This window comes from Bradyrhizobium sp. CCBAU 11361, assembly GCF_028128935.1.
GTDB lineage: Bacteria > Pseudomonadota > Alphaproteobacteria > Rhizobiales > Xanthobacteraceae > Bradyrhizobium > Bradyrhizobium niftali.
This window is the reverse complement of sequence record NZ_LBJZ01000004.1, coordinates 123,092-147,267: the sequence shown is the minus strand read 5'-3', so window position 1 is coordinate 147,267 and position 24,176 is coordinate 123,092. Positions and strand designations below refer to the sequence as shown.

Sequence of the window (24,176 nt, the reverse complement as noted above, 5' to 3'; positions counted from 1 at the left end):
AGTTTGTCCGTGACCCGTTCGCTGCGCTCAAACGTTGAAAGGTATAGCAACGGCCCCAATCCACGATATGAGGCCGCCAGTGACTCCTGCTCGGAAGAACGTCAGAATTCGAGGCATTAACCTCAGATGGCAGAAGCGATTGTCCAGGTTATGCAAGCCACTCCAAACAAAGTTGCCGACCCGACCAGGAAAACCAATTCGTTCCGCGCGGCTGTCGCATTCCGCGAAAACGACTGCTCACCCTCAATCAATATGGCCGAACTCGTTCCCATTCGAGCGTACTTCCGACGATTGCATCGAGTGTGCCGAAAATTGGCGTCCATCCCAGTTCAGATCGCGCGAGGCTCGGGTCGGCCACAACTGCGACCGGATCTCCGGCGCGCCGCGCCGTCTTGCGGATGTCGAGCTTCGTTCCAGCGATCCGCTCGATTGCACGGAGCACCTCCATGACCGAATAGCCGCGACCGTAACCGCAATTTGCCGTGAGATTTGATCCGCCGGTCCGAAGCCGGGCAAGAGCAAGCCGATGAGCAACCGCGAGATCCCTGACGTGAAGGTAGTCTCGAATGCAGGTTCCGTCTGGCGTTGGATAGTCCGTACCGAATACCTCAACAAATTGTCTTTTGCCGAGGGCCGCCTCGCTTGCGACCTTGATAAGGTGACTGGCGCCTTTCGTCGCCTGCCCGACACCTTTCTGTGGATCGGCTCCCGCCACGTTGAAGTATCGCAAGACGGTGTATCTGAGCGGATGCACCCTGGAAACATCCTCCAGCATCCACTCCGAGATCAGCTTGGATCGTCCGTAGGGTGACTGCGGTCGAACGGGATCGTCTTCCCTGACGGGCAATAGTTCTTTGGAGTCGTACACCGCCGCGGTCGAGGAGAATATGAAATGCGGCACGCGGCCGCCGACGGCGGCCTCGATCAGGCTGCGCGTCTTGCTGGTGTTGTTCAGATAATAGTGAAGCGGGTCCGCGATCGATTCTGGAACGACGATCGAGCCGGCGAAATGGATGATGGCATCAATGTTGTGCTCGGCGATGAGGCTGGACACGAGCATCGCGTCACCGACATCTCCAACGACCAGCCGGGCATTTGGAGGGACAGCAGCTTCGAAGCCGGTGGAGAGGTCGTCGAGGACGACGACCGTTTCGCCGGCATCAACCAGGTCCAATACTGTTTGGCTCCCGATGTAACCTGCCCCACCAGTCACCAGAATTGGCATATGCGATGCTCCCCCTCTGCGGACTTCAGTTCAGAGAAGGCGATTTTGCGCGGCCCCCGTACGCGCGTCCCAACCGATGAAGCAACCACCGCCCCACTTCGAGGACGGCGATCTTCGCGAAGCTCATACTTCGCGCGACGGAGCGAAGAGCAGTCCTCGAGCGCCAGCTGCGCCTCAGATCACTTACAATCTCATCTTTGTAGTATCTAACCCAGACCCGCCGTCCGAGGAGACGCTCATGCTCCAGCAAGGGAGCGCCTGCCGTGCGGGCTCTTTGGCGATCATTGATGCGGAGCACCCATTTCAGCATGACGGAGGGATCTGCGGACATATTCTGTCCGTGCCAGCGATAGAGTGCAACAACCTCGGGGTGAGAACGGACCGGGTGTTTCGCCGCCATGCGGAAATAGACATCATAGTCCTCACAACGCGGCAAGGAGACGTCGAACGCCCCGATATCGCACAGCTTCTTCCGATCGTAGATAACGGTGGCATGCATGCCAATGGCGTTACCCGTCAGAAAGGTACGAAAAGCGTCGGGACCGATATCCGAATAGACGTCTCCACCCAGCGGCTCGCCTTGAGGCCCCACGCGGCGGTGCGCTCCATAGACGAGACCTGTGCACGGACTAAGGGCATGGCAGACCAGGCCCGCCCGCACCGCATTAGGCATCAAGAGATCATCAGCATCGAGGAAAACGATGTAGGATGATGACGATGCCTTTAGCCCGGTGTTGCGTGCCGCGGCAAGTCCGGCGTTCTGTTGCGTGACCAGCCGGACGCCTGGATAACCGGCAACGACGGACGCCGGATCGTCCGTTGATCCGTCATCCACGACGATGATCTCGTCAAACGGCACGGTCTGCGCGAGTCCGCTTTCGATCGACGCGGGAAGAAAATGAGCCTGCTGGTAGGTATTGATTACGAGAGCGATTGAAGTGGTCATGAAACTCGTCCGCGGCTGGCAACACCGGGTTCACGCCCGGATTCTCTCAGCCGCAAATCCTCGAAAACGTAAAAAAATATTGTCGATTGTGCCTTCAAAAATAAGATCAAGCAAGCAGCCGCTTCGCCCTGATAGCTGGAGAACCGGGACGAGACTACTTTGCTTCGTCCGGTTACCTTAACGGCGACATGGTCGGGACGGCCTGGAGGCATTATGAATAATGCTCAGAATACCAAACGGGACCCATCCAAGCGGGCTGGCACGATGCCATTGGTCAGCGTTCTCATTCCTGCCTTCAATGCCCAGCAAACGATTGCCGAGTCCCTACGCTCTGCGCAGCGGCAGACCTATGCCGAGCTCGAGATCATCGTGGTCGACGACGGATCCACCGACGACACACCGAACATCGTGTCTCGGTTCGGCGAACAAGACCCCCGAATCGTCCTGATACGTCAAGCGAATACCGGCGTCGCCGTCGCACGAAACACAGCTCTTGCAAACTCCAAGGGATCTCTGATTGCCCCGCTGGACGCCGATGATCTTTGGCACCCTCAAAAGATCGAACGGCAGGTCGCCAACCTGCATCCGGCGCCCAACGACGTCGGGCTCGATTATTGCTGGTTCGTCGACATCGACACGGACTCGCTGGTCACCCGCTGCTACGAGAGCCGCTTCGAGGGAGATATTTACTGCCCCCTCATCCTGGGCAACTTCATTGGCAATTCGAGCGTTCCGCTGATCAGAAGGGCGTTGCTCGAGGAAATCGGTGGTTGGGAGCCCGGTTTGCGTGCAGCCGACGCCCAGGGATGCGAAGACTGGCTGCTCTACCTGCAAATCGCCGAACGCGCGCGCGTCGTGCTCTCACCGGCCTTCTTGGTCGGTTACCGTCAACTGCCCCAGGCGATGTCCAGAAACGTGGGGCAGATGACGCGCTCCTACGAGATGACGATGAGTTACGCCCGGACGAAACGGCCGGATATTCCAGATGAGCTGTTTGCGAGATCACGCCACGATTTCGACATCTACATCTCCGCCATGTGTGGGGACACAAGCCGCCGGGCGACCACGATCCGACACATGCTTGCCTCGATAGCACGTGATCCGCTGAACGAACAACACAATGTCGGCGTACTGCGAGAACTCGCCCGCCGGCTTCTCCAGATGCCGCGCGCTGCCTCCCGTTTGAGCATGGGCGCGGATGCCGCAGCGCACGGGCGCCCCTTCAGCGCAATCGAACCTGATCTGCGGTGCCCGATTTGCAGTCCAAACGAGTAGATCGTTCCGGGGAACTCTTGCTGTTGCGCAAAGTTTACCAAGCGACGGCCAACTGGTCCGGCACACCTTATTCTCATCTCACAATTCCTGTATGCTGCCCGATGTTTCCACCGGCGGTATTAGTATGAGTATGGGTTCGGCGATTTCAGGCAACGGCACAGGGCGACCCGATCCCCTCGTTTCCACCATCATGATTTTCCTCGACGCTGAGGCTTTCATGGCAGAGGCCATTGAAAGCGTCATCGCCCAGACCTATCCCAACTGGGAACTCCTGCTAGTCGATGACGGATCAACCGATCCGAGCACCGCGATAGCCAGGGAATTCGCAAGCCGGTATCCCGGGCAAATTCGATATCTCGAACATCCCGGACACGTAAATCGCGGGATGAGCGCGACCAGGAACCTGGGCATAAGCGCAGCCCGCGGTGAATTGATCTCGTTCATCGATTCGGACGACATCTGGGAGCCGAACAAGCTTTCCGATCAGGTGCGGATCATGCGCGAGCATCCCGAGCTCGGCATGGTCTGTGGCGCGGTGCTTTACTGGGGCAGCTGGTCGGGAGACCATGATTTCCTGATCCCGACAGGGCACGTTTTTGATCGCCCGGTCCCGCAGCCGGAGGCGCTGCTCGCGCTCTACCCTCTTGGCAAGGCAGATGCACCATGTCCGTCCGATGTTATGATTCGAGCCGATGTCCTGGCGCGCATCGGCGGCTTCGAGGAGCACTTCACTGGCGAGAAGCAAGCCTATGAGGACCAGGGATGCTTTTCCAAGCTCTACCTCGAAGCCCCCGTATTCTTCTCCAGCACGGTCTGGCTGAAGTACCGACAGCATCGCACCTCTTGTCTCACAACGGTGCGCCGCGAGGGGCAGTACGCGAGTGTTCGGCTGTACTATCTGTCGTGGCTCAAGCGCTACTTAAATACGAGGGGAGTGGCGGAGCCCCGTATCGATGAAGCCATCAACCGCTCGATGTGGCGCTATGCGCACCCAGTAATCTACCGTTTGCTAACCTTGCCCTACCGAGTGCTCGAGGAGATTCTCTGGCGGGTCGGAAAACATCATCTGCTCCACCGGAGAAGGCCCGTCAGGCCGGCCGGTCAACCCGGTCGCGTCTGAGAGCCGCAGGGTTCGTGCGTCGCTACGAGCCGGGCACACGCAGATTGGCGGAATGGGACAACCGCACGATGCCGTGGTACTCTCTCAAATAGGGCCAATATGCATCGTTGACGGTCGCTGCGACGACCTCGAAGCTGAGGCAAGCCTCGACGGACAGTCTTGGCTCTTCCTCTCCCCAGGCAAAGAGGGAAAATCCCGCGATATAGGTCCCCGGCAACAAGCCGAGTGAACGCACATTGAACACGATTTCGACCGGCTGCGTGAAGTCAAACTGGTCGACGCCTTCCGCGAGGCTTTCGAGGGACGAGATCCGTGCTCCCTCCTGATCGAAAATGCTGATCTCGGCGACGCCACGCCTGAACGGCTGGCTGGCACCGAGCCGAAGAACAAAATCGTAATCTCCCCCGAATTTGAGATGATCGCATGCGGTTTCGGATGACGGTTCGAGAATGCGAAGCTCGCCCCAAAGCTCGTCTGTCCCCGTCCGTTCACCTTGGGTGGATCGTGGGGTCGAGCCCAGCAGATAGGCATCGATGACGGAAGCGGATGCGCCGATCTGTTTCAGATGGCCAGCCTCCAGATAAACCGCTATATCGCAGAGCTGGCGGACCATTGCCATGTTGTGGCTCACGAACAGCACGGTTCGGCCTTCTCCTGCGGCATCCTTCATCTTGGCGAGCGACTTGCGCTGAAAATCGGCATCCCCGACCGCCAGGACCTCATCCACCAACAGAATATCGGGCTCGAGATGTGCCGCAATCGCAAAGGCCAGGCGGACATACATTCCGGAGGAATAGCGCTTCACGGGCGTCTCCATGACATCGCCGATGTCCGCGAACTGGATGATGCGATCCAGCTTCGACGTAATCTCGGACTTGCTCATCCCGAGAATCGCGCCGTTGAGATAAATGTTCTCGATCCCATCCAGTTCGGGATGGAAGCCCGCGCCCACTTCAAGAAGACTGCCAACGCGTCCCCTCAGTGTGGCCTCTCCCTCCTCCGGCTCGGTAATCGACGTTAGCACCTTGAGGAGCGTCGTCTTGCCCGAACCATTTCGGCCGATAATCCCGCAAACGCTCCCGGCGGGAACGGAAAACGTGACATCCTTCAGCGCGTAGAACTCCCTGCTCGCTCGCCCCGGCCGCTGATCGCGTCGGCGAGCGAGAAACAGCTCGACCTCCTCGCGCAGGGAACTCATTCCGATGGCCCCGCGCCGATATCGCTTCGAAAGCCCCCGAATCTCGATGGCCAGATGGTCCTGCATCTCAGATCGTATCCATAACGGTGCGCTCAACGCGCTGATAGAGTACAACGCCGCATGCCAGAGCAATCGCCGTCGTGAGAAGCGAAGCAAGGACCTGGCCCGGCGTGAGCATGGATTCGCCGAGAAGGCACCAGCGGCTTTCCTCGACGATCGCGGCCAATGGATTGGCAAGGCTCGCCATGACCCTGTACTGCTCGGGAATAGCGGAGAAAGGATAGAGGACCGGGGTTACGAACATCGAGACCTGGACCAGGAACGACGTCATGAAGCCCAAGTCGCGGTACTTGGCCGTTGACGCTCCTAGAATGAGCCCGGTCGCGAGCGAGGCGGCGGCGAGATGCAGCACCACCAACGGAAACCCGACAATGCGCCATGAGAGCCCGTCCGACTTTCCCATCCAGTGAAAGGCGATGAGGAACACAAGGACGACGACGAACTGAATCAGGAGCGCTACTCCAGTCGAAATCAGGGACGACAAGGGGACCACAATGCGGGGGAAGTAGATCTTGCTGAAGAGGTGTTCGTTTTCGATGAAGACCAGGCTGGTGGCAAAGATGACCTGCGAGAAATAGGACCACACGATCAGGCCCGAAAGATAGAACAAGGGCGCCGGCTGATTTGCAGTCGACACCCCGGCCACACCGCTGATCGTGACCGTGAAGACCGCCGTCCAGACCAGAGGCTGAAGGATCAACCAGCCGGGGCCAAGCAGCGTCTGCTTGTGACGAACCTTGATGTCACGCAGAGCAAACAGGAACAGGAGATCGCGGTGTTCCCAGGCGCGTCGCAAGTCAAGGTCGAACCAGCCGCTCCGACGCTTGATGATCGTAATTCGCTTCGCGCTTCCGGTCATAGCGAAGGATCCTCAATCCTCTTTTCGAACTCATCGCCCTTCCAATCGCCCACGTAAATTCGCGGTAGCGTCAGGGGTTCGGCGTTTCGCCTGACAGAACGAGCGTCCACCGTGCAGGCAAGATCGAATCCGGCCTCTCTGACCGCTCGCACGGTCGTGTCGCTGTGATCACCAAACGGGTAGGCAAAGGTCCGCACTCGGGTGCCTGCGAGTTTCTCGCAGGCGCGCCGACTTTCCGCGATCTCCCTGAACTGAACGTCCGCGCTATGAGCTGGCAAGGTTGGATGCGTGAGCGTGTGTGCCCCGATCGTAATAAGACCGTCGGAGATATTGCGAACCTCTGGAGCCGTCATCGCCCGATGCATCTCCCGAGCGACGAGGTCGCAGGAGGACCATTCGCCGATCCCTGCCAGGAGCTTCGTCAGAACCTCGTGCGGAAGGACCCGCAAGCGACCCCACACCTCCCGGAAGATCCGATCGCGCGCTTGATGATCCGAGGCCGGCGGCACCGTCCAGTGGCACTCCTTGCCTGCGATGTCCAGTGTGAGGCTCTCGGGCAGATGTTCGATTTCGAGGAAGACTCGCGCAACGGCGTCCCACCAAAACTCCCTGTCCGTGCCGATGATCCCGGTCGTCACGAACAACGTCATGGGACAGTCAAGCCTTTGCAACACGGGTCGCGCGTTCGAATAAACGTCATGATAGCCATCGTCAAAGGTAACCGCCGCGAGCGGCTTGTCCGAAGGCGCGCGACGCCGTTCCAGGTCAAGCAATTCGTGGAGATGGACAACGCGTCGAAGGCGCCTGAGACGCGCGATCTGCTGTTCGAACCGCGCCGGGTGCACCGCAAGCCCCCAGGGATCGACCGGAATATCCGCGACACGGTGATACATCAGTATGATCGGATCGGCGCCAAAGATCCGCCGCCCAATCGATCGCTTGAGGCTTCGCAACGGCTGGAGCGTCATTCGCCCCGCCTTCTTGCCGCGGCGGATACAATCACGGGAAACGACTTATCGAGCACGTCAAGCTTGGCCTGTGATACTTCAGAGACCGCCAATCCTTGCAGGAAGCATGTCGCCGCGAACACGTTCCCGAACGTCTCGAGCTCAACACCCTTTTCCTCGAAGAGAGACCCTAGCAGTCGCCCTAGTGCGATCTCCGTCAACGACCAGAACCACGTATGTCCCCATGCACCCCGAGCGACGGGGGAAATTCCGGGCACCGTCACAAGAAGCGTTCCGCCCGGTTTGAGCGCCCCCGCAAGCTCCGCCAGCGCGCCCCGCATGTCGAAAATTAGATGGAGGGTTTGCGTGAGGATGACGCAATCAAACGCCCGTTCAGGCAAGGTCCCCGGGACCGAGATATCGCCAATGATTGTGGCGAGCGGGTTGGTCACGTCGACATGGAGAACGTCGCTTTTCTCGACCTGCTTGCCGCCGAACCGGAGCGTATACGCATTGTCGCCAATTTCGAGAACTCTGCCGCGAATCCTGGCGGCGTTGCGAGCCAGAAAACTCTCGATGTAATAGCGATCGATCGGCGCTCCCCTGTCGAAGCCGAAATCGGCGCTGATCGGCTCGGTTCGTCCGAAATCTCCGAAATCGATGGTGCCTGGCGGCGGCGCCCAGAGGCAACGCGACAGACGCTGACCGATCGGCGCGGGGGCTTTCGCGATGAGACGCAGCAATTGTCGACGGCCGAATCTTGCGACGTCACGAAGCAGGGACGAGGCGGTCATGAGGGATCTTCCAATATCGGCTGCCCGGACTCAAGGCGTGGGTCAAGCCAGGTCAGGCACACAAGCATGCACCTTTCATCGCACCTGATCACTGCCGTCCCCCTCTACCCATCGCTCACAACGGGCTTGGCACGTCCCTGTCCGGCCAGCCAGGCCCGATATTCCTTCGACGCAGCAAGGAAGCCATTGTCCAGCAACTCATCGGTCGTCGACAGCAACCTTGCCGACTCGAGTTTCAGGCAAAGACCCGGCAGCTTTTGGAGCCCGGCCCAATAGCCCGAATACTCGTCACTCGTCAGATAGCCATAGCGCCCGCTTTTGACGGCTTCGGCGACCTTTGCGTAAAAGGAGTCCACGAATGGAAAGTGGAGAAGAACACCGGAGAAATCCGCCAATCTAGCATTCAACGCGTGGTGCCACGCGATGAAGGGCTTGATCTTCCCATCCATTCGAAAGAGAGAAACCTTGCTAAGACCATTCTTCGTTCCGAAGACCTTCTTCCTGATGCCGCCATGATAAGTCATGATCGCAGGGTTGCTAACCTCACCGAACACATACGGCGTCTTGTCGACGGCCGATACGTCGTAGAAGGGGTACTGCAAGCATAGGCCGATGCCAGGCCTGATCCTTGCCTCTGAGATCGGTCCGTCACTGAACATGTCCAGCATCTGGGTGATCACGGCGTTGAAACCTCTTTGATCGAGGTAGCCAATTAAGGCGTGCAATGACGCGTGAGCCGATCCGGGAAAATCGAACTGTTCGTCGACGTCCACGCACAGACACCACCGATCGCGGCAGTACTTGTTCGCCAGATAGCGCTTCATGGTGTTTTCATAGGCATGATAGGGAGCAGAGCTCGCCAGCAGCGTGACGTCGGCTTGTCTGGAAAGTACTTCGATTGACTGATCGGTCGACCCGTTGTCGAGGATCACGAAATGCTTGATTCCCATCGAGCGGTGATGAGTCAGAAAGGATTCGAGCCAAGGCTCGCCGTTTCGCATGACGCTGATGACAATGACGTCATCAGAATCGGAAAGGAGCTCTACCGGCCCGCTGAGATGCCTGACGCGGAACGGCAGCAGGAGGCCCCGCAGCCCGAACTGGACCGCGTCGAGCTTGTTCACGCGTCCGGGAAGGGAACGTAATCTATCCAGAAACACGGCAGGGCTGTCCTTTATCTCTTCCGTGAAGAGGTACTCTGCTCCGCAGATGCAGAGCACCCCGGGTGCGGCAAGCTCCAACCATCAATGCGATGAACGTCGTGCAGCCGAAGGGTGATCTCGCCACCTCAAAGCTGTCTCCACGATGAAATCGATCTGCGAGTTCGTTGGGTGCCAACCCAATTCGCGTGCGGCTTTTTCGAACGACGCGACGAGCTTTGGCGGGTCGCCTTCACGGCGCGATCCATAGAGCACGGCCGGGGCGGCCCCGGCAATGCGTGCAATAGCCTCAACAAGCTCGAGCACGCTCGTACCCACGCCGGTACCGAGATTGAAGACGTGCACTCCGCCCTGCCGGATCAACATTTCGCCCGCCAGCAAATGTGCCTGCGCGAGGTCTTTGACGTGGATGTAGTCCCTGATCGCGCTGCCATCGGGCGTTGGAAAGTCCGTTCCGAAGACCGTGAACGGACGATCTGGACTGCGAGCGGCTTCGATCATCAGCGGAATGGCGTGGGTCTCGGGCTCGTGACATTCGCCAATCTCCCCGTCAGGATCACAGCCTGCCGCGTTGAAGTACCTTAGCGAGACCGAAGCCATCCCGTAGGCCCTGCCATAGTGCTCGAGCATGCGCTCGATGATCATCTTCGTCCAGCCATACGGATTGATCGGTAGTTGCGGATGCCCCTCGTCGATCGGCACGTGTTGAGGCACGCCATAGCTTGCGCATGTACTGGAGAACAGAATGCGATCGCATCCGGCCGCGCGCATCGATTCGAGCAACGCAAGTGTACCGGCGGTATTGTTCGCATAGTACAGCGCGGGATCCGTCACCGATTCACCCACATAGGCCAGAGCCGCAAAGTGGGCAACGAGGTCCGGCTTGTACATCTCCAAGGCACCGCGTACCCGCGTCCCATCCCGGATGTCGCATTCGATCAGCGGCCCCCAGCGCACGGAATCGCGCCAGCCCCGTGAAAGATTATCGACGGTGATGACAGCCCATCCAGCGCTGGCGAACGCTTTGCAACAATGCGACCCCACATAACCCGCGCCACCGGTGACAAGGACGGTTTTTGTCATGCTACCACAGCAAGTCCTTCCGAACGGAGCAGGTCGTCGAAATATGCGATCGTCTTCGTAAGGCCTTCGCGCAGCGGCACGGAAGGCGACCAACCAAGCGTATCGCGCGCCCGACCGATGTCGGGCTGCCGCTGTCGTGGATCGTCGGTTGGAAGTGGCTTGAACTCGATCAGAGACTTCGACGCGGTGAGCTCGATGACAATCTCCGCCAGTCCAATCATCGTAAACTCGTTGGGATTTCCGAGATTGATCGGTCCGGTTATCTCATCGCCCGTGTCCATCAACCGCATGAGACCATCGATCAGATCGTCGACGTAACAGAAAGAACGGGTCTGTTTGCCGTCGCCGTAGATCGTAATCGGCCGGCCAGTGAGAGCCTGCACGATGAAGTTTGAAACGACTCGCCCGTCATTGAGCTGCATCCGCGGACCATAAGTGTTGAAGATGCGCGCGACCTTGATCGTGAGATTGTGCTGTCGCCTGTAGTCGAAAAACAACGTCTCAGCGCAACGCTTGCCTTCGTCATAGCAGGAGCGCGGACCGATGGGATTTACCCTACCCCAATAGGCTTCGTTCTGCGGGTGCACCTCAGGATCACCGTAGACTTCCGAGGTTGAGGCCTGCAGAATTTTCGCCTTAACTCGCTTTGCCAAACCCAGCATGTTGATTGCCCCATGCACGCTGGTCTTCGTCGTCTGCACGGGATCGTATTGATAGTGAATAGGGCTGGCCGGACAGGCCAAGTTGTAGATCTCGTCCACCTCGACATATAAGGGAAAGGTAATATCATGTCTCATGAGCTCAAAGTGAGGACACTTCAACAGGCCACTCACGTTCTGCTTAGAGCCCGTGTAGAAGTTGTCGACACAGAGAACTTCATGTTGGGCGTTTACTAGTCGCTCGCACAGGTGCGAACCTAGGAACCCCGTACCACCGGTAACCAGTATCCGTTTCGTTTGACGCGGCACGGAACAACCCTTTGTAATTATTCGTTATTTACTCTATTGTCGTACAATCGTCGCTATTTAAACGCCTTCCCGATAAAGTCTTATTGGATTGCTTTCAAGAGTACAGTTCAATTGCGATTAAGCATTAAAACAGTATGGCGCGTTCTCAAGGTGTGCTGACCAACAAACTTGTCTCGATCGTCGTGCCAGCCTTCAATGCTGCGGACACGATCCACGATACCGTCGTCAGCGCGCTAAATCAAACTTACCGGAATATAGAAATCATCATAGTCGATGATGGCTCCTCGGATTGGACGAAGTCGATTGCGACCACTCTGATGCGGGGCGATTCGAGAGTCCGATATATCTACAAGCAGAACGGCGGCGTAGCATCGGCGCGCAACCGAGGAATTGCAGATGCGCAGGGAGATTTCATCGCCACGCTTGATGCCGATGATCTCTGGCACCCGACAAAGCTTGAACGACAGCTCGAGCGGTTTGAGGCAAGCGGCCCGGAAACCGCACTCGTGTACGCGTGGTGCTGCTGGATCGATGATGACGGCAACGTTACCGGTTGCGCTCCGCCAATCCGGCAGGAAGGCAGTATCCTAGCACAAATGTGCCTGGGCAATGTCGTCATCAGCGGCAGCAACGCGCTCATAAGGCGAGAGGCATTGGTCGCCACAGGCGGCTTCGATGAGTCACTGCGCTCCCGCGGAGGCCAGGGGTGCGAAGACTGGAAGCTGTATCTCGAGATTGCGGAGCGACACGAGATAGCTGTGGTGCCGGAATATCTGATTGGTTACCGCATCTCCCCAGGCTCAATGTCAGATGATTTTCGGCAGATGATGAGATCGCGTCGGATGGTAGAAATTGAGTTCAACCAAACGCATCCGGAGCTTGCCGGTCAGTTTGCGCGTGGCGAGGCGATACTCGCCTGCTCGCTAGCCCTGCGAGCAATCGAACAAGGGCAATTTCGTGATGCACTGGAGCTAATCACTAAGCTATCGCGCAGCAGCCTTCAGACGGGCATCGCGTCCCTGATCTGGCTATTGGCCGGCCTAACTCGACGTGTGCTAAGGTGGGTTCAGACGGGTCCTCGAACTCCATCTAGCAAATTCCTGTCGGTATCTCCGCATAGGAACGACCAAACACCATGCAGCCGATCGAGCAACTAGAGGGCATATTGCACGTCCGGGCAGACCAATGCCGACTGCCTCACAATCATCTGCTTTCACTTCGTATAATTTTTTCGGACGCGAGCTCATCAGTCGGATAGACACGAGCTCGGCGAGCTTCGGCCAAGACTTCCCCCTTCGAGGATTTTGCCACCGCGGTCCATTGATACACGTCTGACCTGCAAGGACCGAATGTTCGGATGCTTCCAGACGGCAGAACGCCGTTTGCCGGCATGGCGATTTCCTGACCGCCCATTTCCCTGGTCCCTTGCGAGAGCGTAAGTACAAGTAATTTGGCGTCTGGGGGCACGTTTTTGAAGCGGATCTCGGGATTCGGAAAAAGTGTGATACAGCCTCCTGCGCCCTGCCAAGAAAAATCAATGGTCATTGGTTCGGCCAAGGCTTCACCGGACGCGGAGATCCATGCCGCGAATGCACAAAGCAAGATCCTGACAAGCACGATGGCCTCTAGTTCTTCAATAGCTGTAGCATACGCAGAAAAATCCCAGTCGAACCTACCGGAGAAAGATGCTGGGCAATCCAGCTTCGCGAAACTGGGCGACGTTGTCGCACAGGAGACGGTAGTCGCAAGCAAGACAAGAGATCAAGCGTCAAATGCACTGAAAGAACTCACGAAAGCGGTTTTGCCCACGATCGAGCCCTCAGCTAATGGGACGGGATCAATAAGGTGACGGGCCGTGAGCATGTAAAACTTCCGCCGCTATTAAGGGTTAAGCGAGTCTCGCATAGACAATCAAAGGGTGACGGGTCATGTATCCCCAATTGGCAAACAATGAAATCGCGCGTCCGGTAGGTGTCCATTGAAGATTCTGGTTCATGACTATGCCGGCCACCCCTTCCAAGTCGATCTGAGCCGCGAGCTTGCCTTGCGAGGACACCAGGTTACTCACGCCTATTTCCACGGCGACCATGGCCCTAAGGGGCGCCTTCACCGCACCTCGTCTGACCCGGTCGGCCTGTCCTTCAAAGGTGTAAGTCTGCCGCGTCCGTACGACAAGACCTCCTTTGTAAAACGCCGTTTTGACGACGTCGCGTATGGCAAGGCCGTCGCACAACTGGTTCTGGCGCTCAAGCCCGACCTCGTCATCTCGGGAAATACTCCCACCGAAGCCCAATCGGCAATCGTGAAGGCATCCCGCAAGAGCGGCGCATCCTTCGTGTTCTGGGTTCAGGACTTCTACAGCATCGCCGCTTCAAAGCTGCTGCGAAAAAAGATGGGCGCCGTGGGCGCAGGGATCGGCGCTTATTATTCGTATCTCGAACGTGGGCAGTTTGCCAATTCTGACGCAATCGTGGTGATCACCGATTCCTTTGCTGATGTTGCAAAAAAATGGGGCAGCGCCAAGGACAAAGTCTTCACCATCGAGAACTGGGGGACACTAAACGAGATTTCCCCGCTCCCAAAGGACAATGACTGGGCACTCCGTCACGGGCTCGGTGGCACCTTCAACTTCCTTTATTCGGGCACACTCGCACTGAAGCATAATCCTCAGTTGCTCGTCGAACTTGCAAAGCAGGTAAAGGGACAGGCAAATGTTGTTGTCGTCAGCCAAGGCGTGGGCGTCTCCGAGCTCGAGCGGGCAAAGAACGAGCAATCGATCGACAATTTGATCCTGCTGCCGCTGCAACCGTTCGCTGATCTGCCCAAAGTTCTTGCAACGTCGGACGTGACAGTTGCAACGATCGAACCGGATGCCGGCATGTTTTCTGTTCCCTCCAAGGTGCAGTCATATTTCTGCGCCCAACGCCCGGTATTGCTGGCGGCGCCAGCTGAAAACCTTGCTTCCCAAGTGGTCCGCAAGAACGGAGCGGGCATCGTCGTCGATCCGACCGACAAGGGAGGTTTTCTACGTTCCGCAATCCAATTGATGAAGGATGATGCCCTTCGCATCGGAGCGGCCGAAAGTGGTAGGAAATTTGCTTTGAACAATTACGACATCAAACGGGTGACCGATCGTTTTGAGACTGTATTCCAATATGCTATCGATGCGAGAGATGTGAGAAAGGGAACTTCATGACTAAGACTGCCCTGGTGTGCGGCGCGGGTGGGTTCATCGGCGGGCACCTGGTCAAACGGCTTAAGCGGGAAGGATTTTGGGTCCGCGGCGTCGACCTGAAATTTCCGCCGTTTGCGGAAACCGAGGCGGATGACTTCGCCGTTGGCGATCTCCGCGATCAATATTTCTGTCGCCAGATTACGGATCGGCGGTTCGACGAGGTGTACCAGCTCGCCGCGGATATGGGCGGTGCTGGCTATATTTTCACCGGCGAGCATGACGCCGATGTGATGCACAATTCGGCCACCATCAACCTCAACATGCTCGATGCCTGCCAGAAGCGGAATGTGCGCGGGATGTTCTATTCCTCTTCAGCCTGCATGTATCCCGAACACAATCAGATGGATCCGAACAATCCGAACTGTGCCGAGGATTCCGCCTATCCGGCGAACCCCGACAGCGAATATGGCTGGGAGAAGCTGTTCTCGGAGCGCCTCTACCTTGCCTATAATCGCAACCATGGCATGCGCAATCGCGTCGCGCGCTATCACAACATCTTCGGGCCGGAAGGCACCTGGGACGGCGGCAAGGAGAAGGCACCAGCCGCGGTGTGCCGCAAGGTTGCCCAGGCTACCAACGGTGGCGACGTCGAGATCTGGGGCGACGGCACCCAGACGCGCTCGTTCCTCTTCATCGAAGAATGCCTGGAAGGCACGATCCGCCTGACCCGGTCCGACTTCGAGGGCCCCGTCAACGTTGGCTCGGAAGAGATGGTCACGATCAATCAGCTTGTCGACATCGTCGCCGATATTGCGGGCAAGAAGCTTCACAAAAAGCACATCCCGGGTCCGCTCGGTGTGCGTGGCCGCAATTCGGACAACCGGCTGATTGGGCAGAAGCTCGGCTGGAAACCTAGTGCTACGCTACGCTCTGGCCTTGAGAAGACCTATGAATGGATCGAGCGGCAGGTGCGCGGGAACAAGGAGCGGGCAAAAGCGGCTTAAAACGCCTCCGGATCTGACCAATTGAAAGGAGATGAAGCGCAGCCAGCCAAGCTGGCGGCGCTTCATTGTTGTCGTCGATGCAGTGGGGCTGGCGAACTCTTGACAGAGGATGCCTGCGACCATGCCAAACATTCGCCCAGACTTCTGGTTCGGTGGGCACGAGGGATCTCATGATGCAGCACCCGACCCGCACAGACGCGAAGATCGGAGTCGTGAATGGCTTCCGCGGTATCGCCATTCTCATGGTGGTGCTCCACCATCTCTTTATCCCCTACGCGGCCAAGGACCCACTGCACGCCGGGCAGCTCGACCCGAATGGCATCTTCGCAGCCTTCATTGCAAATGCCTGGCTCGGCGTTCCTCTCTTCTTTGTCCTTTCCGGCTTTGTGCTCTATCTCCCCTACCGTCTCGGACGTCGCAATATAGAGAGCCTCGCCGATGTTCGGTCGTTCTATCTGCATCGCGCCCATCGGCTCTTGCCCCTCTACTATGTCGTCGTCCTTGTAACGCTGACGTTGCATGCCCAGACCGGCGTCGGCTCTCTGCGATGGTATCTCGAGGCTGGCGGGCTTCTTTCAACACTGTTCGTGTTTTCGCCTCACGGGTTCATGCCGCCGTCCAACATGGTGCTCTGGTCCGTCGCCGTTGAGATCTGGTTCAGCCTGCTGTTTCCAGTCTTGATCATCGCTATCCGCCGCTGGGGCATTGGCACCGTCGTGGTTGCGGCGCTGGTGGCATGTTCAATATTCAACTTCATTGGCGGCTCGATTCCGGTCGCGAACATCGGCTCTTTCCGTCCATTCACCAACGGCATATTCGGAAGCTGCTATCAGTTCGTCTTGGGCATGTTGGTTTGTGATGTCTACGTGCGACACCTCGAAAATCCAAAACGGCCTGCGTCGAGTCTCCCGTCGCTGCTCTCAGGCCTCGTGCTGGGCGGGTTCGGGCTCTATCTGACTCACCACGCGCCTTGGCTCGCTGTGCGAGTTCTGGGCGGCATGATGTTTTCGATGGCTTCTTCTCTCTTTCTCTTCGGCAGCCTGTTCGCCGGCAGCCTCTTCCGCTCGCTTCTCGAAATCTGGCCGCTGCAACTGCTCGGCTGCATGTGCTACAGCATCTACGCTTGGCACGGGATCGTGATGAACGACATGATTCCGCCCGAGGCTTCGATGCTGGCGGACACGATGCGGCTGCTAACGCCGTTCACGTTTCTGACCTTGGCGCTAAGCGCCCTGAGTTATCGCTACATCGAATTCGGTCACGTGAGGGACTGGAAGGCGCTGTTCCTGATCGCGCCAGTGCGCCCCGCGCCGTCGACCAGCGTGCATTCTCCGGTGCTGATCGTTCCGGCTGAAGAACCAGGCATGCGCTGAAAACTTCATGATCACGCGTCCCGGGGGCGGCCGGTTATGCTACCTCGACGAGATGGGTTCAACTGAATGTCATTCACAGGATCGCATTCGCGATGATGCAAACGACCAGACGCGATATGTTGATTGGCACCGCGAGCATTACGTTCGTCGGCGCCAGCATCTCGTCAGCTGCTTACGCGCAGGCACCAAGTACTGTCTTGCCTGTTTTCGATGAAGGCTTCAGCGTCTCGATCGGCGACACGACAATTGGAAGCAGCGACCGTCTTGCGCAGCTTCCGGTGACGCTCAGTACCCCCCCCAACCGCACCATCGTCGTTGAATATTCCGCGCGCACGGGGGCCAGCGAGTCCGCCGCCAACTTGGCGGCCCTACGTGGCCAGGTGATCTTTCAGCCAGGCGAGCAAAAGAAGCTAATCGAGGTTCCCCTCCTGCGTCCGCTTCAAACTGGGGAGGCAGTTGAAGTGCAACTGGCCGATTTCCGCTATCCTTGGCACACCTACGCCAAAAAGATCGGCCGGATCATATCGAGCGAGAGCGCTGCATTTCACGTCACTTCCGGAGACGTGGTCGAACTACCGCCGCTTCCCACCGGCGGCTCTGTGGTTTTCTCGGACGACCTCCTTGATCCGCACTTCGCCAGCGACAGCGGATTCCGCCCGGACGGAAAGCCATGCTGGCAAAGCCGCTTTAATCACGGCCGTCGACATGACAGTAATCGGGAGCTGGGTTACTATGCAGACCCTGCGCTGAATCCCGAAACGATGGTGTGGGGCGTCGCCTCATCGACCGGACATCGATTCATCCAAGCCGAACGCATGGAAAAAGGTCTGTCCGACGGAAACGGGGGCAAACTGATGCTCGGCTGGCAGAAAGACGTTCCGTTCAAATATTCCGCGGCTATTATCACGTCACGAACCTTATTTGATCGTATAACGACCGACAGCTATGTCGAATTCAATGTGAAGATGGCGAAGGTCGTGGGCAGTTGGCCGGCGCTGTGGCTGAAGCGCGCAAATGATGCATGGCCACCAGAGATCGACTTACTCGAAGCGTTTATTACTTCCGCGGACTTTCCATCGGACGCCATCACCTCCAGTATTCACTGGGTAAGCGAAAAAGGGCACCAGACCTACGGCGCGACCGTGCCGCTTGGTCACGTTGAGCCCGCTGCGAACATCTTCTCGAGATTCAACCGTTTCGGCTGCCTCATCGCAGAAAAGCAGATCGTCTACTACTTCAACGGCAAACCCTATTGCGCGATGCCCAATCTGGTCGGCCCCGGCCCTTGGTATATGCTGATAGATGTTGCGGTTGGCGGCGTGGCGGGCGAACCGGATCCAAGCGCCTTCCCGGCCGCAATGCAGATTGCGGGCGTGAAGGTGGTTCAGTTCTCATGACGTGGGTAACATGTCTGATTGGTAAGGCCGATGAAGAAAGCACGTTCTTGGTTCGATGCCAGGCAAGGACGAGCCGATAAGTAAGATGATGCGGTCGTCGGCCACCCGGGCGCGTAGGACCAAGCTCCTGACAATGCACGCCTTGGGACCAGACCGCTCCTGGCCTATGTTCAACCACACAAAAGATTAGAGATTTGGCCCTTCCTGAAACTACCACTTCGCGGCTGCGATCCGCTTCTGGGTTTGCTTACGCAAACAGAATCGGTTCGTTCGCCATAAGTCTAGGTTCAATTGCTATTTTGGCGAGGCTACTGCCGCCGCACCAATTCGGATTGGTGGCCATGGCCACAACTACTATCGGATTGCTGGGGACCTTTCGGGAGTTCGGCCTTTCGGCCGCGGCCATTCAAGCTCCAACCCTCCCAGACGAAGATCGCGACGCGTTGTTTTGGTTCAATTTCTTATCGACAACAGCCGTTAGCTGTGCCGTGCTGCTCATAGCTCCAGCCGTCGCGTCGTTCTACCGGGAACCACAAGTTGAGTTCCTGCTGAAGCTCGCCGCACTTGGATTCTTCATTTCAGGCCTGTCGACACAGCACAATGCCCTGCTTCGTCGCACCCTCAGTTTTGGCGCCATATTTATGGCAGACTTTGGAGGCCTCTTTATTGGCTCGGCCGTCGCGGTCGCCCTTGCGATCTATAGTGCAGACGCGGTGTCGCTTGTCGTCGGCAGCATCGTTCAAGCAGCATTTTCGTCGGTCGTTACTATTTGGCTGGGAAGATGGCTCCCACATGCCCCAAGAAATCTACGCGCGCATCTGAAGCATGCGTCGTTCGGTGCCAATGTAAGCGTTTTTAGCCTTCTCAATTTTCTTACTAACAATATCGCAAGTATTGTGGTTGGACGTTGGGGCGACGCGACCGCCATGGGATTCCTTAATCGTGCACAAAGCCTCTATGCTTTGCCCAGCAATTTCATCCTGGGTCCGTACCTTCAAGTTCAGTTTCCTTTGCTCTGCCGCGCCTTCAACAATGACGAAGAAACGCGGCGCATATATTCTAGTCTACTGCTGTTCACCGGCATCACCTTCATTCCAGCTGGAGTAGTGCTACCCTTCGTGGCCGCGGATTTGACTCGAATCATACTTGGCCCCCAGTGGATCGAAACCGGCCGGATCTTGGCGTGGTTTTCACCGGCGATAGTTTCGCTAGGACTAATCGGACCGTTCGGTCAGTACATGACAAGCCAAGGAAGAGTAAGAGAGCTTAGCCTCTGGGGCCTTGGTGACTTCGCCATCCGAGGTGGGGGAGCTGCCTTCGGCGCTGTGTTTGGGGCGCAGCAAGCAGCCGCCGGTTTTTCCTTGGCGACCCTTGTTGTAGCTACCCCGATTCTAGTGTGGATTACGGTACGTCACGGTCCTTTTCGCTTTCGTGACTACGTTAGCTCTGGCTATCCAGGAATACTCATCGGGCTAACCACACTAGTGGCTGTGCTCTTGTCCAAAATGATAGCCGACTCGGGAAGTATCGAATCGCTGGTGCTCGTGCTTTCCTTTAGTGGAACAGCATGGATCTTGACCATGTTTGCCCTTGCTCGCACACGCGACTTGCTATTGAGGCCAAATCCGAAGGGAAACAATGTTGGCGCGCTTCAGAAATAACATACTCACCATTCTTCGGCAGCAGCTGCACCGAATTGATTCCGGTTTGCGCGGCGGCGTTAGACATGAGTGCGAGGTAATCTATCAAAACATCGTTGATCGTGACCTTCTGTCTCTATCAATACCAAACAAATTTTACCCTTTAGGCGCGGCGGCCAACTACGGGCTTCTTTACCTGATACTGCGTTCGGCACAGGAGTTAGATATCCGATCATTAGTCGAACTTGGCGCGGGACAATCGTCGCTTATGATCGACGCGCTAAGAGCGCGCAAGGTGATCCAGGGAGATACGCTTACCATCGATCACGACGAAGAGTGGGCCGCTCGGATTGGCAAGATCGTTAGCCATCAAGTTGTGACCGCCCCACTTACTATCGTTGACGACAAACCATACACTTATGAGGGGTATGATCTCTCGAAGGTCGACCTTCCTCAGAGAATTGATTTTCTGCTGATAGATGGTCCCTTGGGGTGGGGCAAGAGTCGCACGTATGCTAGACACGGAGCTCTCCCTATTCTGGAACGATTGGACCCTGACGGTTTTCTGATAGTCGTGGACGACGCTGAACGCGAGGGTGAGGCGGCTTTAGTGAACCGCATCTCCTCGCATCTCAACGACAAAGGCATCCAGTTTAGGTCCACTCGTATATTAGCGTCGAAGCGACAGGACGTCTTTGCTTCTGGCAAGATGATTGCTGCGGCGTTCTATTAGCACCTTCACCTGAAGTACCTGACTTACTGCAAGATGCGCGCAACATGGCACCGCGGACGCTCAAAATCGTGCAAATGCACTGAGCTTATCGCGCCAGCAATCACGTGATACAAAGCCATATTGGAAAAGAGACGCCAACCTGGCCCGGTGACAACATTGACCATTTCCGTCTACATTCCGACCCACAATCGAGTTGACCTGCTGGCGTCTGCGGTCAAATCGGTTCTTGGGCAGCAATTTACCGATCTCGAACTCATCGTCGTCGACGATGCTTCGACGGATGGCACGGCCTCATTCCTGGAGTCGATCGCGCGCGACGACAAGAGGGTCCGTGCCTTGCGCAACGACAGCCCTCGCGGTGCGCCGGGGGCGAGAAACCGTGCCATCCTGGAGGCGAAGGGGGAGTTCATCACGGGCTTGGACGATGATGACACTTTCGAGCCGCAAAGACTAGGCGCGCTCCACGATTGCTGGGCCACGTACGCCCGGCACAAGGTGCCCATTTCCTGCCTCTATACGCAGGATGTCATTCTCAGTGGCGGCAAAGAGCTGTTCGTCACGAAAAAGAAAGGAACCGTGGAGGTCACCGACCTCGTTGAGGCAAACCATATCGGAAACCAGGTCTTTGCCGCGACCGCCGTTTTCCGGGAGGCGGGACTTTTCAACGAGAAGCTGCCTGCTTGGCAGGACTTTGAGTTCTTCCTCAGGATTGTCAAACGATTCGGACCCGCTCGCCTATTGGACATGCCCCTCTATCGCTTTGACGTGACGCCCAGCCGGGATCGTATTTCTACCAAGCAAGACAGGGTAAGAAGAGCCTACGAGCTGGTAGCGAATCTTCACTTCGCGGAAGACGCTTGGTCGCGACAGCGACTCATGTTGCAGGTGTTTTCGACCTTCTACGGAATCAAACCGACTCCTCGGGACCTCGCGCGCTTTGCGGCCCTCGGCTTCTGGCCGCGCGGATGGGCGACCTTATCCAAGAGAATGTTCCGGTTGTAGACGACATGCCATCGACTGTCAGCGAGAAGGTTATTGGCGGACTAGCCCCGCCCCAAGGTAATAAGCACCTCAAGCACGGTAGTACAGCGATCAGTCCGCAATACGCAGCACACAACGACAGCGCGAATTGGCGCGGCGAGAGGATTGGCTGAAGTGATAGCCTCCCGTGATTGGGTGACGGCTATTCCGCTGGAACTGGTTGCGACGTAACTGCCGCATGAACTCGCTTGGTCCGTATTCGATTGCGTAGCGCCAGCAGCGGCGCTTCGATCCACGCCCAAGACAAGCTTGCAACAGCAATCGAGATCGCGATGTCTACGAGGCCCGAGAAGGACTGCCTTAGAATTGGAGTGTAGCTGCCAAGCAGCGCCAGGCCAAAGAAGCCGTGGAAGATGTAGAGGCCGTAGCTGATCCGGCCGATATATTTGATGGGCGAGAACTCCAGTGATCGCACCAACAGTGACGATTGATTAGCAACGATTTCCGAGAGCAGAACGGCGACAAGAATTCCTGACCCAAACAACAGCAGCAATCCGACGCCCTGAGACGGCGCCAACCACCATTCAATGATTGGACAGAGCATGTAGAGCAGCAGAGCAGGCGCTGCCAACCATCCAAGCCCCTTCCACTTCATTGCTGAAAGTCCACCTAGCGCCATCAGGCCAAAATTTGTCAGCGAGCCTGTGTAGATCGATCGGCCGGGTAATCCAAGTGCAAAGCTTACGACCCCGAATCCTATGGCGAGAGCAATGACAAAGACGCAGATCTTCCAAGCGTGGGTCTGCGGAGTCAGTAAGAAGGCGACTGCTGCCCAGAGATAGAACTGTTCCTCTATAGCAACGCTCCAGAATGCTCCAAAGTGAGAGGGATAGTTCGGCCAAACGTAGCTTTGGAAGATGTTGCTCGTCATCGTCAGAAGAGAGAATATCTCGTCGCCCCTAAGCTGCGGCCTTCCGCCCACAAATCCATAAGCAGCGATCAATGCGACTGTCAGATAATAGATCGGCCAGATCCTGAAGGCGCGATTCTCGTAGAATCGAACGATCTCCCCCCTGAAGGTGTTCGCGCCGCTCTCAATCGCGCCACGGGCTCGATGCAGGATACCGATGACAAGAAAACCGCTGAGCACAAAAAATAGATGTACGCCGTAGCCGCCCAGCGCGAGTTTACTGGCGAACGGAAGCTTATGCTCGGCCAGTACCATCAACACCGCGATGGCGCGAAGACCATCAAATCCGGCAATTCTCTGCGTCATTCACGCCGCGAAACATTTGGAAACGTACAGCCTTAAAGAGCATATTTCCACTGCTCCTGCAACGCAGGGAACGAACTCGTAATCCGGTCAATTAGAGGACTAACTCGTCGCAGCGCGCACCATCGCGATTTGAGAGAGCAATCGAGTTGGGCGAGAAAAGGACATTTTCTGGTCATACCGATCAGATATCCCAGTAACTAGGAGGAGACGCCGATGCCCAACTCCGCGAGAAGCCTAATCGGCCCGCTATTGCAAACCGTCTTTCCATCCATGATGAAGCGACGCGCCGAATTGAAGTACTGGCACGAGCGCTATTCCGTTGAAAATAAGGCTCTTTCAAACACGCACTACGAGCCCCTCTACACGTCCGCTTTCGGGCTTGATTGCAACGCCTATTCGGGAAAGCGCATCCTCGACGTCGGATGCGGCCCCCGGGGCAGCCTGGAATGGGCTGACGTAGCGGCCCAACGCGTCGGGCTCGACCCGCTTGTCCCCGACTATCGCAAGCTCGGAATCGATCGGCACAAGATGGAATATTGTGCGGCACCGTCGCATAAGATTCCCTTCCCGAACGTGCATTTCGACATTGTGACGTGCCTCAATGCGCTCGATCATGTCGATGATTTTGAAGGCACTGTCGCCGAGATCAAGCGCGTGACGAAGCCGGGTGGGCTCTTTCTCCTAAGCGTCGAACTCGATCATCCGCCAACACCGGCCGAGCCCATCACCATTACGCGCGATCAGCTCCGCGCATTTTCTCCTGAATTCGAGCCAGTGCACGAAGAATTGTTCGGCACGCCCGAGGATCACAATCTGCACGCCGCTATTCTATCAAAACTGCCTTACGTTCCAAACCAGCCGGGCATCTATGTCGGCAAGATGCGGCGCGCCAGCTGATCCCTAGGCTTTCGTCGTCTCGGCCGTCCGCTCGCACTTCAACGAGGGCCCGGGATCGGCATACT

At 57.1% G+C, this 24,176-nt stretch carries 22 protein-coding genes; 11 read left to right on the top strand and 11 right to left on the bottom strand.

The window, feature by feature from the left end; translation table 11 throughout:
• Positions 1-247: 247 nt before the first annotated feature.
• Positions 248-1,225 (bottom strand): UDP-glucose 4-epimerase GalE, encoded by a 978-nt coding sequence (gene galE, locus XI08_RS02295; RefSeq protein ID WP_271573191.1) that lies wholly within the window; start codon positions 1,223-1,225, stop codon positions 248-250.
• A 25-nt stretch (positions 1,226-1,250) separates the two neighbouring features.
• The gene (locus XI08_RS02290; RefSeq protein ID WP_271573190.1) at positions 1,251-2,171 is read right to left on the bottom strand and encodes a glycosyltransferase; all 921 of its coding nucleotides are present in this window, start codon (positions 2,169-2,171) and stop codon (positions 1,251-1,253) included.
• 213 nt (positions 2,172-2,384) lie between these two features.
• Here XI08_RS02290 and XI08_RS02285 point away from each other — a divergent pair, with 213 nt between their 5' ends.
• Both XI08_RS02285 and XI08_RS02280 read left to right on the top strand, forming a co-directional pair.
• Positions 2,385-3,446 carry a glycosyltransferase family 2 protein gene (locus XI08_RS02285; protein WP_271573189.1) on the top strand — a complete coding sequence of 354 codons (1,062 nt, stop codon included), beginning with the start codon at positions 2,385-2,387 and terminating at the stop codon, positions 3,444-3,446.
• A 91-nt stretch (positions 3,447-3,537) separates the two neighbouring features.
• Positions 3,538-4,566 (top strand): glycosyltransferase family 2 protein, encoded by a 1,029-nt coding sequence (locus XI08_RS02280; protein WP_271573188.1) that lies wholly within the window; start codon positions 3,538-3,540, stop codon positions 4,564-4,566.
• Positions 4,567-4,588: 22 nt separating this feature from the next.
• On the opposite strand, the gene XI08_RS02275 is transcribed toward XI08_RS02280, so the two are convergent.
• The 7 genes from XI08_RS02275 to XI08_RS02245 all read right to left on the bottom strand — a co-directional run bounded on the left by XI08_RS02275 (position 4,589) and on the right by XI08_RS02245 (position 11,635).
• On the bottom strand, positions 4,589-5,830 hold the full coding sequence (locus XI08_RS02275) for an ABC transporter ATP-binding protein (protein WP_271573187.1): 1,242 nt from the start codon (positions 5,828-5,830) through the stop codon (positions 4,589-4,591).
• A 1-nt stretch (position 5,831) separates the two neighbouring features.
• Positions 5,832-6,683, bottom strand: a complete 852-nt coding sequence (locus tag XI08_RS02270) for an ABC transporter permease (protein ID WP_135177743.1) — start codon at positions 6,681-6,683, stop codon at positions 5,832-5,834.
• Complete coding sequence (locus tag XI08_RS02265; protein ID WP_135177744.1) at positions 6,680-7,651, bottom strand: polysaccharide deacetylase family protein; 972 nt, start codon at positions 7,649-7,651, stop codon at positions 6,680-6,682. Before XI08_RS02265 ends, XI08_RS02270 begins: the two co-directional genes overlap by 4 nt.
• Positions 7,648-8,424 carry a class I SAM-dependent methyltransferase gene (locus tag XI08_RS02260; RefSeq protein ID WP_271573186.1) on the bottom strand — a complete coding sequence of 259 codons (777 nt, stop codon included), beginning with the start codon at positions 8,422-8,424 and terminating at the stop codon, positions 7,648-7,650. The genes XI08_RS02265 and XI08_RS02260 overlap by 4 nt, the downstream gene beginning before the upstream one ends.
• Positions 8,425-8,528: 104 nt before the next feature.
• Positions 8,529-9,548 (bottom strand): glycosyltransferase family 2 protein, encoded by a 1,020-nt coding sequence (locus XI08_RS02255; protein WP_271573185.1) that lies wholly within the window; start codon positions 9,546-9,548, stop codon positions 8,529-8,531.
• Positions 9,549-9,668: 120 nt separating this feature from the next.
• Positions 9,669-10,667 (bottom strand): UDP-glucose 4-epimerase GalE, encoded by a 999-nt coding sequence (gene galE / locus XI08_RS02250; protein WP_271573184.1) that lies wholly within the window; start codon positions 10,665-10,667, stop codon positions 9,669-9,671.
• Positions 10,664-11,635: a UDP-glucuronic acid decarboxylase family protein gene (locus XI08_RS02245; RefSeq protein ID WP_271573183.1), complete on the bottom strand. Its 972-nt coding sequence runs from the start codon at positions 11,633-11,635 to the stop codon at positions 10,664-10,666. Before XI08_RS02245 ends, galE (XI08_RS02250) begins: the two co-directional genes overlap by 4 nt.
• Positions 11,636-11,769: 134 nt before the next feature.
• Between XI08_RS02245 and XI08_RS02240 the strand changes: the two genes are divergently transcribed.
• Entirely contained in the window at positions 11,770-12,792 is a 1,023-nt protein-coding gene (locus XI08_RS02240; RefSeq protein WP_271573182.1) for a glycosyltransferase family 2 protein, read from the top strand.
• A gap of 46 nt (positions 12,793-12,838) precedes the next feature.
• Here XI08_RS02240 and XI08_RS02235 read toward each other — a convergent pair whose 3' ends face one another.
• A complete protein-coding gene (locus XI08_RS02235) occupies positions 12,839-13,252 on the bottom strand; it encodes a hypothetical protein (RefSeq protein WP_271573181.1) in 414 nt (137 codons plus the stop codon).
• A 361-nt stretch (positions 13,253-13,613) separates the two neighbouring features.
• Here XI08_RS02235 and XI08_RS02230 point away from each other — a divergent pair, with 361 nt between their 5' ends.
• The 7 genes from XI08_RS02230 to XI08_RS02200 all read left to right on the top strand — a co-directional run bounded on the left by XI08_RS02230 (position 13,614) and on the right by XI08_RS02200 (position 21,959).
• Positions 13,614-14,831, top strand: coding sequence for a glycosyltransferase family 4 protein (locus XI08_RS02230; RefSeq protein WP_271573180.1), 1,218 nt, complete (start codon positions 13,614-13,616; stop codon positions 14,829-14,831).
• Entirely contained in the window at positions 14,828-15,814 is a 987-nt protein-coding gene (locus XI08_RS02225; RefSeq protein WP_271573179.1) for an NAD-dependent epimerase/dehydratase family protein, read from the top strand. Before XI08_RS02230 ends, XI08_RS02225 begins: the two co-directional genes overlap by 4 nt.
• A gap of 170 nt (positions 15,815-15,984) precedes the next feature.
• Positions 15,985-17,187: an acyltransferase family protein gene (locus tag XI08_RS02220; RefSeq protein WP_271573178.1), complete on the top strand. Its 1,203-nt coding sequence runs from the start codon at positions 15,985-15,987 to the stop codon at positions 17,185-17,187.
• 92 nt (positions 17,188-17,279) lie between these two features.
• Positions 17,280-18,584, top strand: coding sequence for a glycoside hydrolase family 16 protein (locus XI08_RS02215; RefSeq protein ID WP_271573177.1), 1,305 nt, complete (start codon positions 17,280-17,282; stop codon positions 18,582-18,584).
• A 194-nt stretch (positions 18,585-18,778) separates the two neighbouring features.
• On the top strand, positions 18,779-20,245 hold the full coding sequence (locus tag XI08_RS02210; protein WP_271573176.1) for a lipopolysaccharide biosynthesis protein: 1,467 nt from the start codon (positions 18,779-18,781) through the stop codon (positions 20,243-20,245).
• Complete coding sequence (locus XI08_RS02205; protein WP_271573175.1) at positions 20,223-20,957, top strand: hypothetical protein; 735 nt, start codon at positions 20,223-20,225, stop codon at positions 20,955-20,957. Before XI08_RS02210 ends, XI08_RS02205 begins: the two co-directional genes overlap by 23 nt.
• 156 nt (positions 20,958-21,113) lie before the next feature.
• Positions 21,114-21,959 carry a glycosyltransferase gene (locus XI08_RS02200; RefSeq protein ID WP_271573174.1) on the top strand — a complete coding sequence of 282 codons (846 nt, stop codon included), beginning with the start codon at positions 21,114-21,116 and terminating at the stop codon, positions 21,957-21,959.
• 181 nt (positions 21,960-22,140) lie between these two features.
• Here XI08_RS02200 and XI08_RS02195 read toward each other — a convergent pair whose 3' ends face one another.
• Complete coding sequence (locus XI08_RS02195) at positions 22,141-23,214, bottom strand: acyltransferase family protein (RefSeq protein WP_271573173.1); 1,074 nt, start codon at positions 23,212-23,214, stop codon at positions 22,141-22,143.
• Positions 23,215-23,427: 213 nt separating this feature from the next.
• Here XI08_RS02195 and XI08_RS02190 point away from each other — a divergent pair, with 213 nt between their 5' ends.
• Entirely contained in the window at positions 23,428-24,111 is a 684-nt protein-coding gene (locus tag XI08_RS02190) for a class I SAM-dependent methyltransferase (protein WP_271573172.1), read from the top strand.
• Positions 24,112-24,176: the final 65 nt, after the last annotated feature.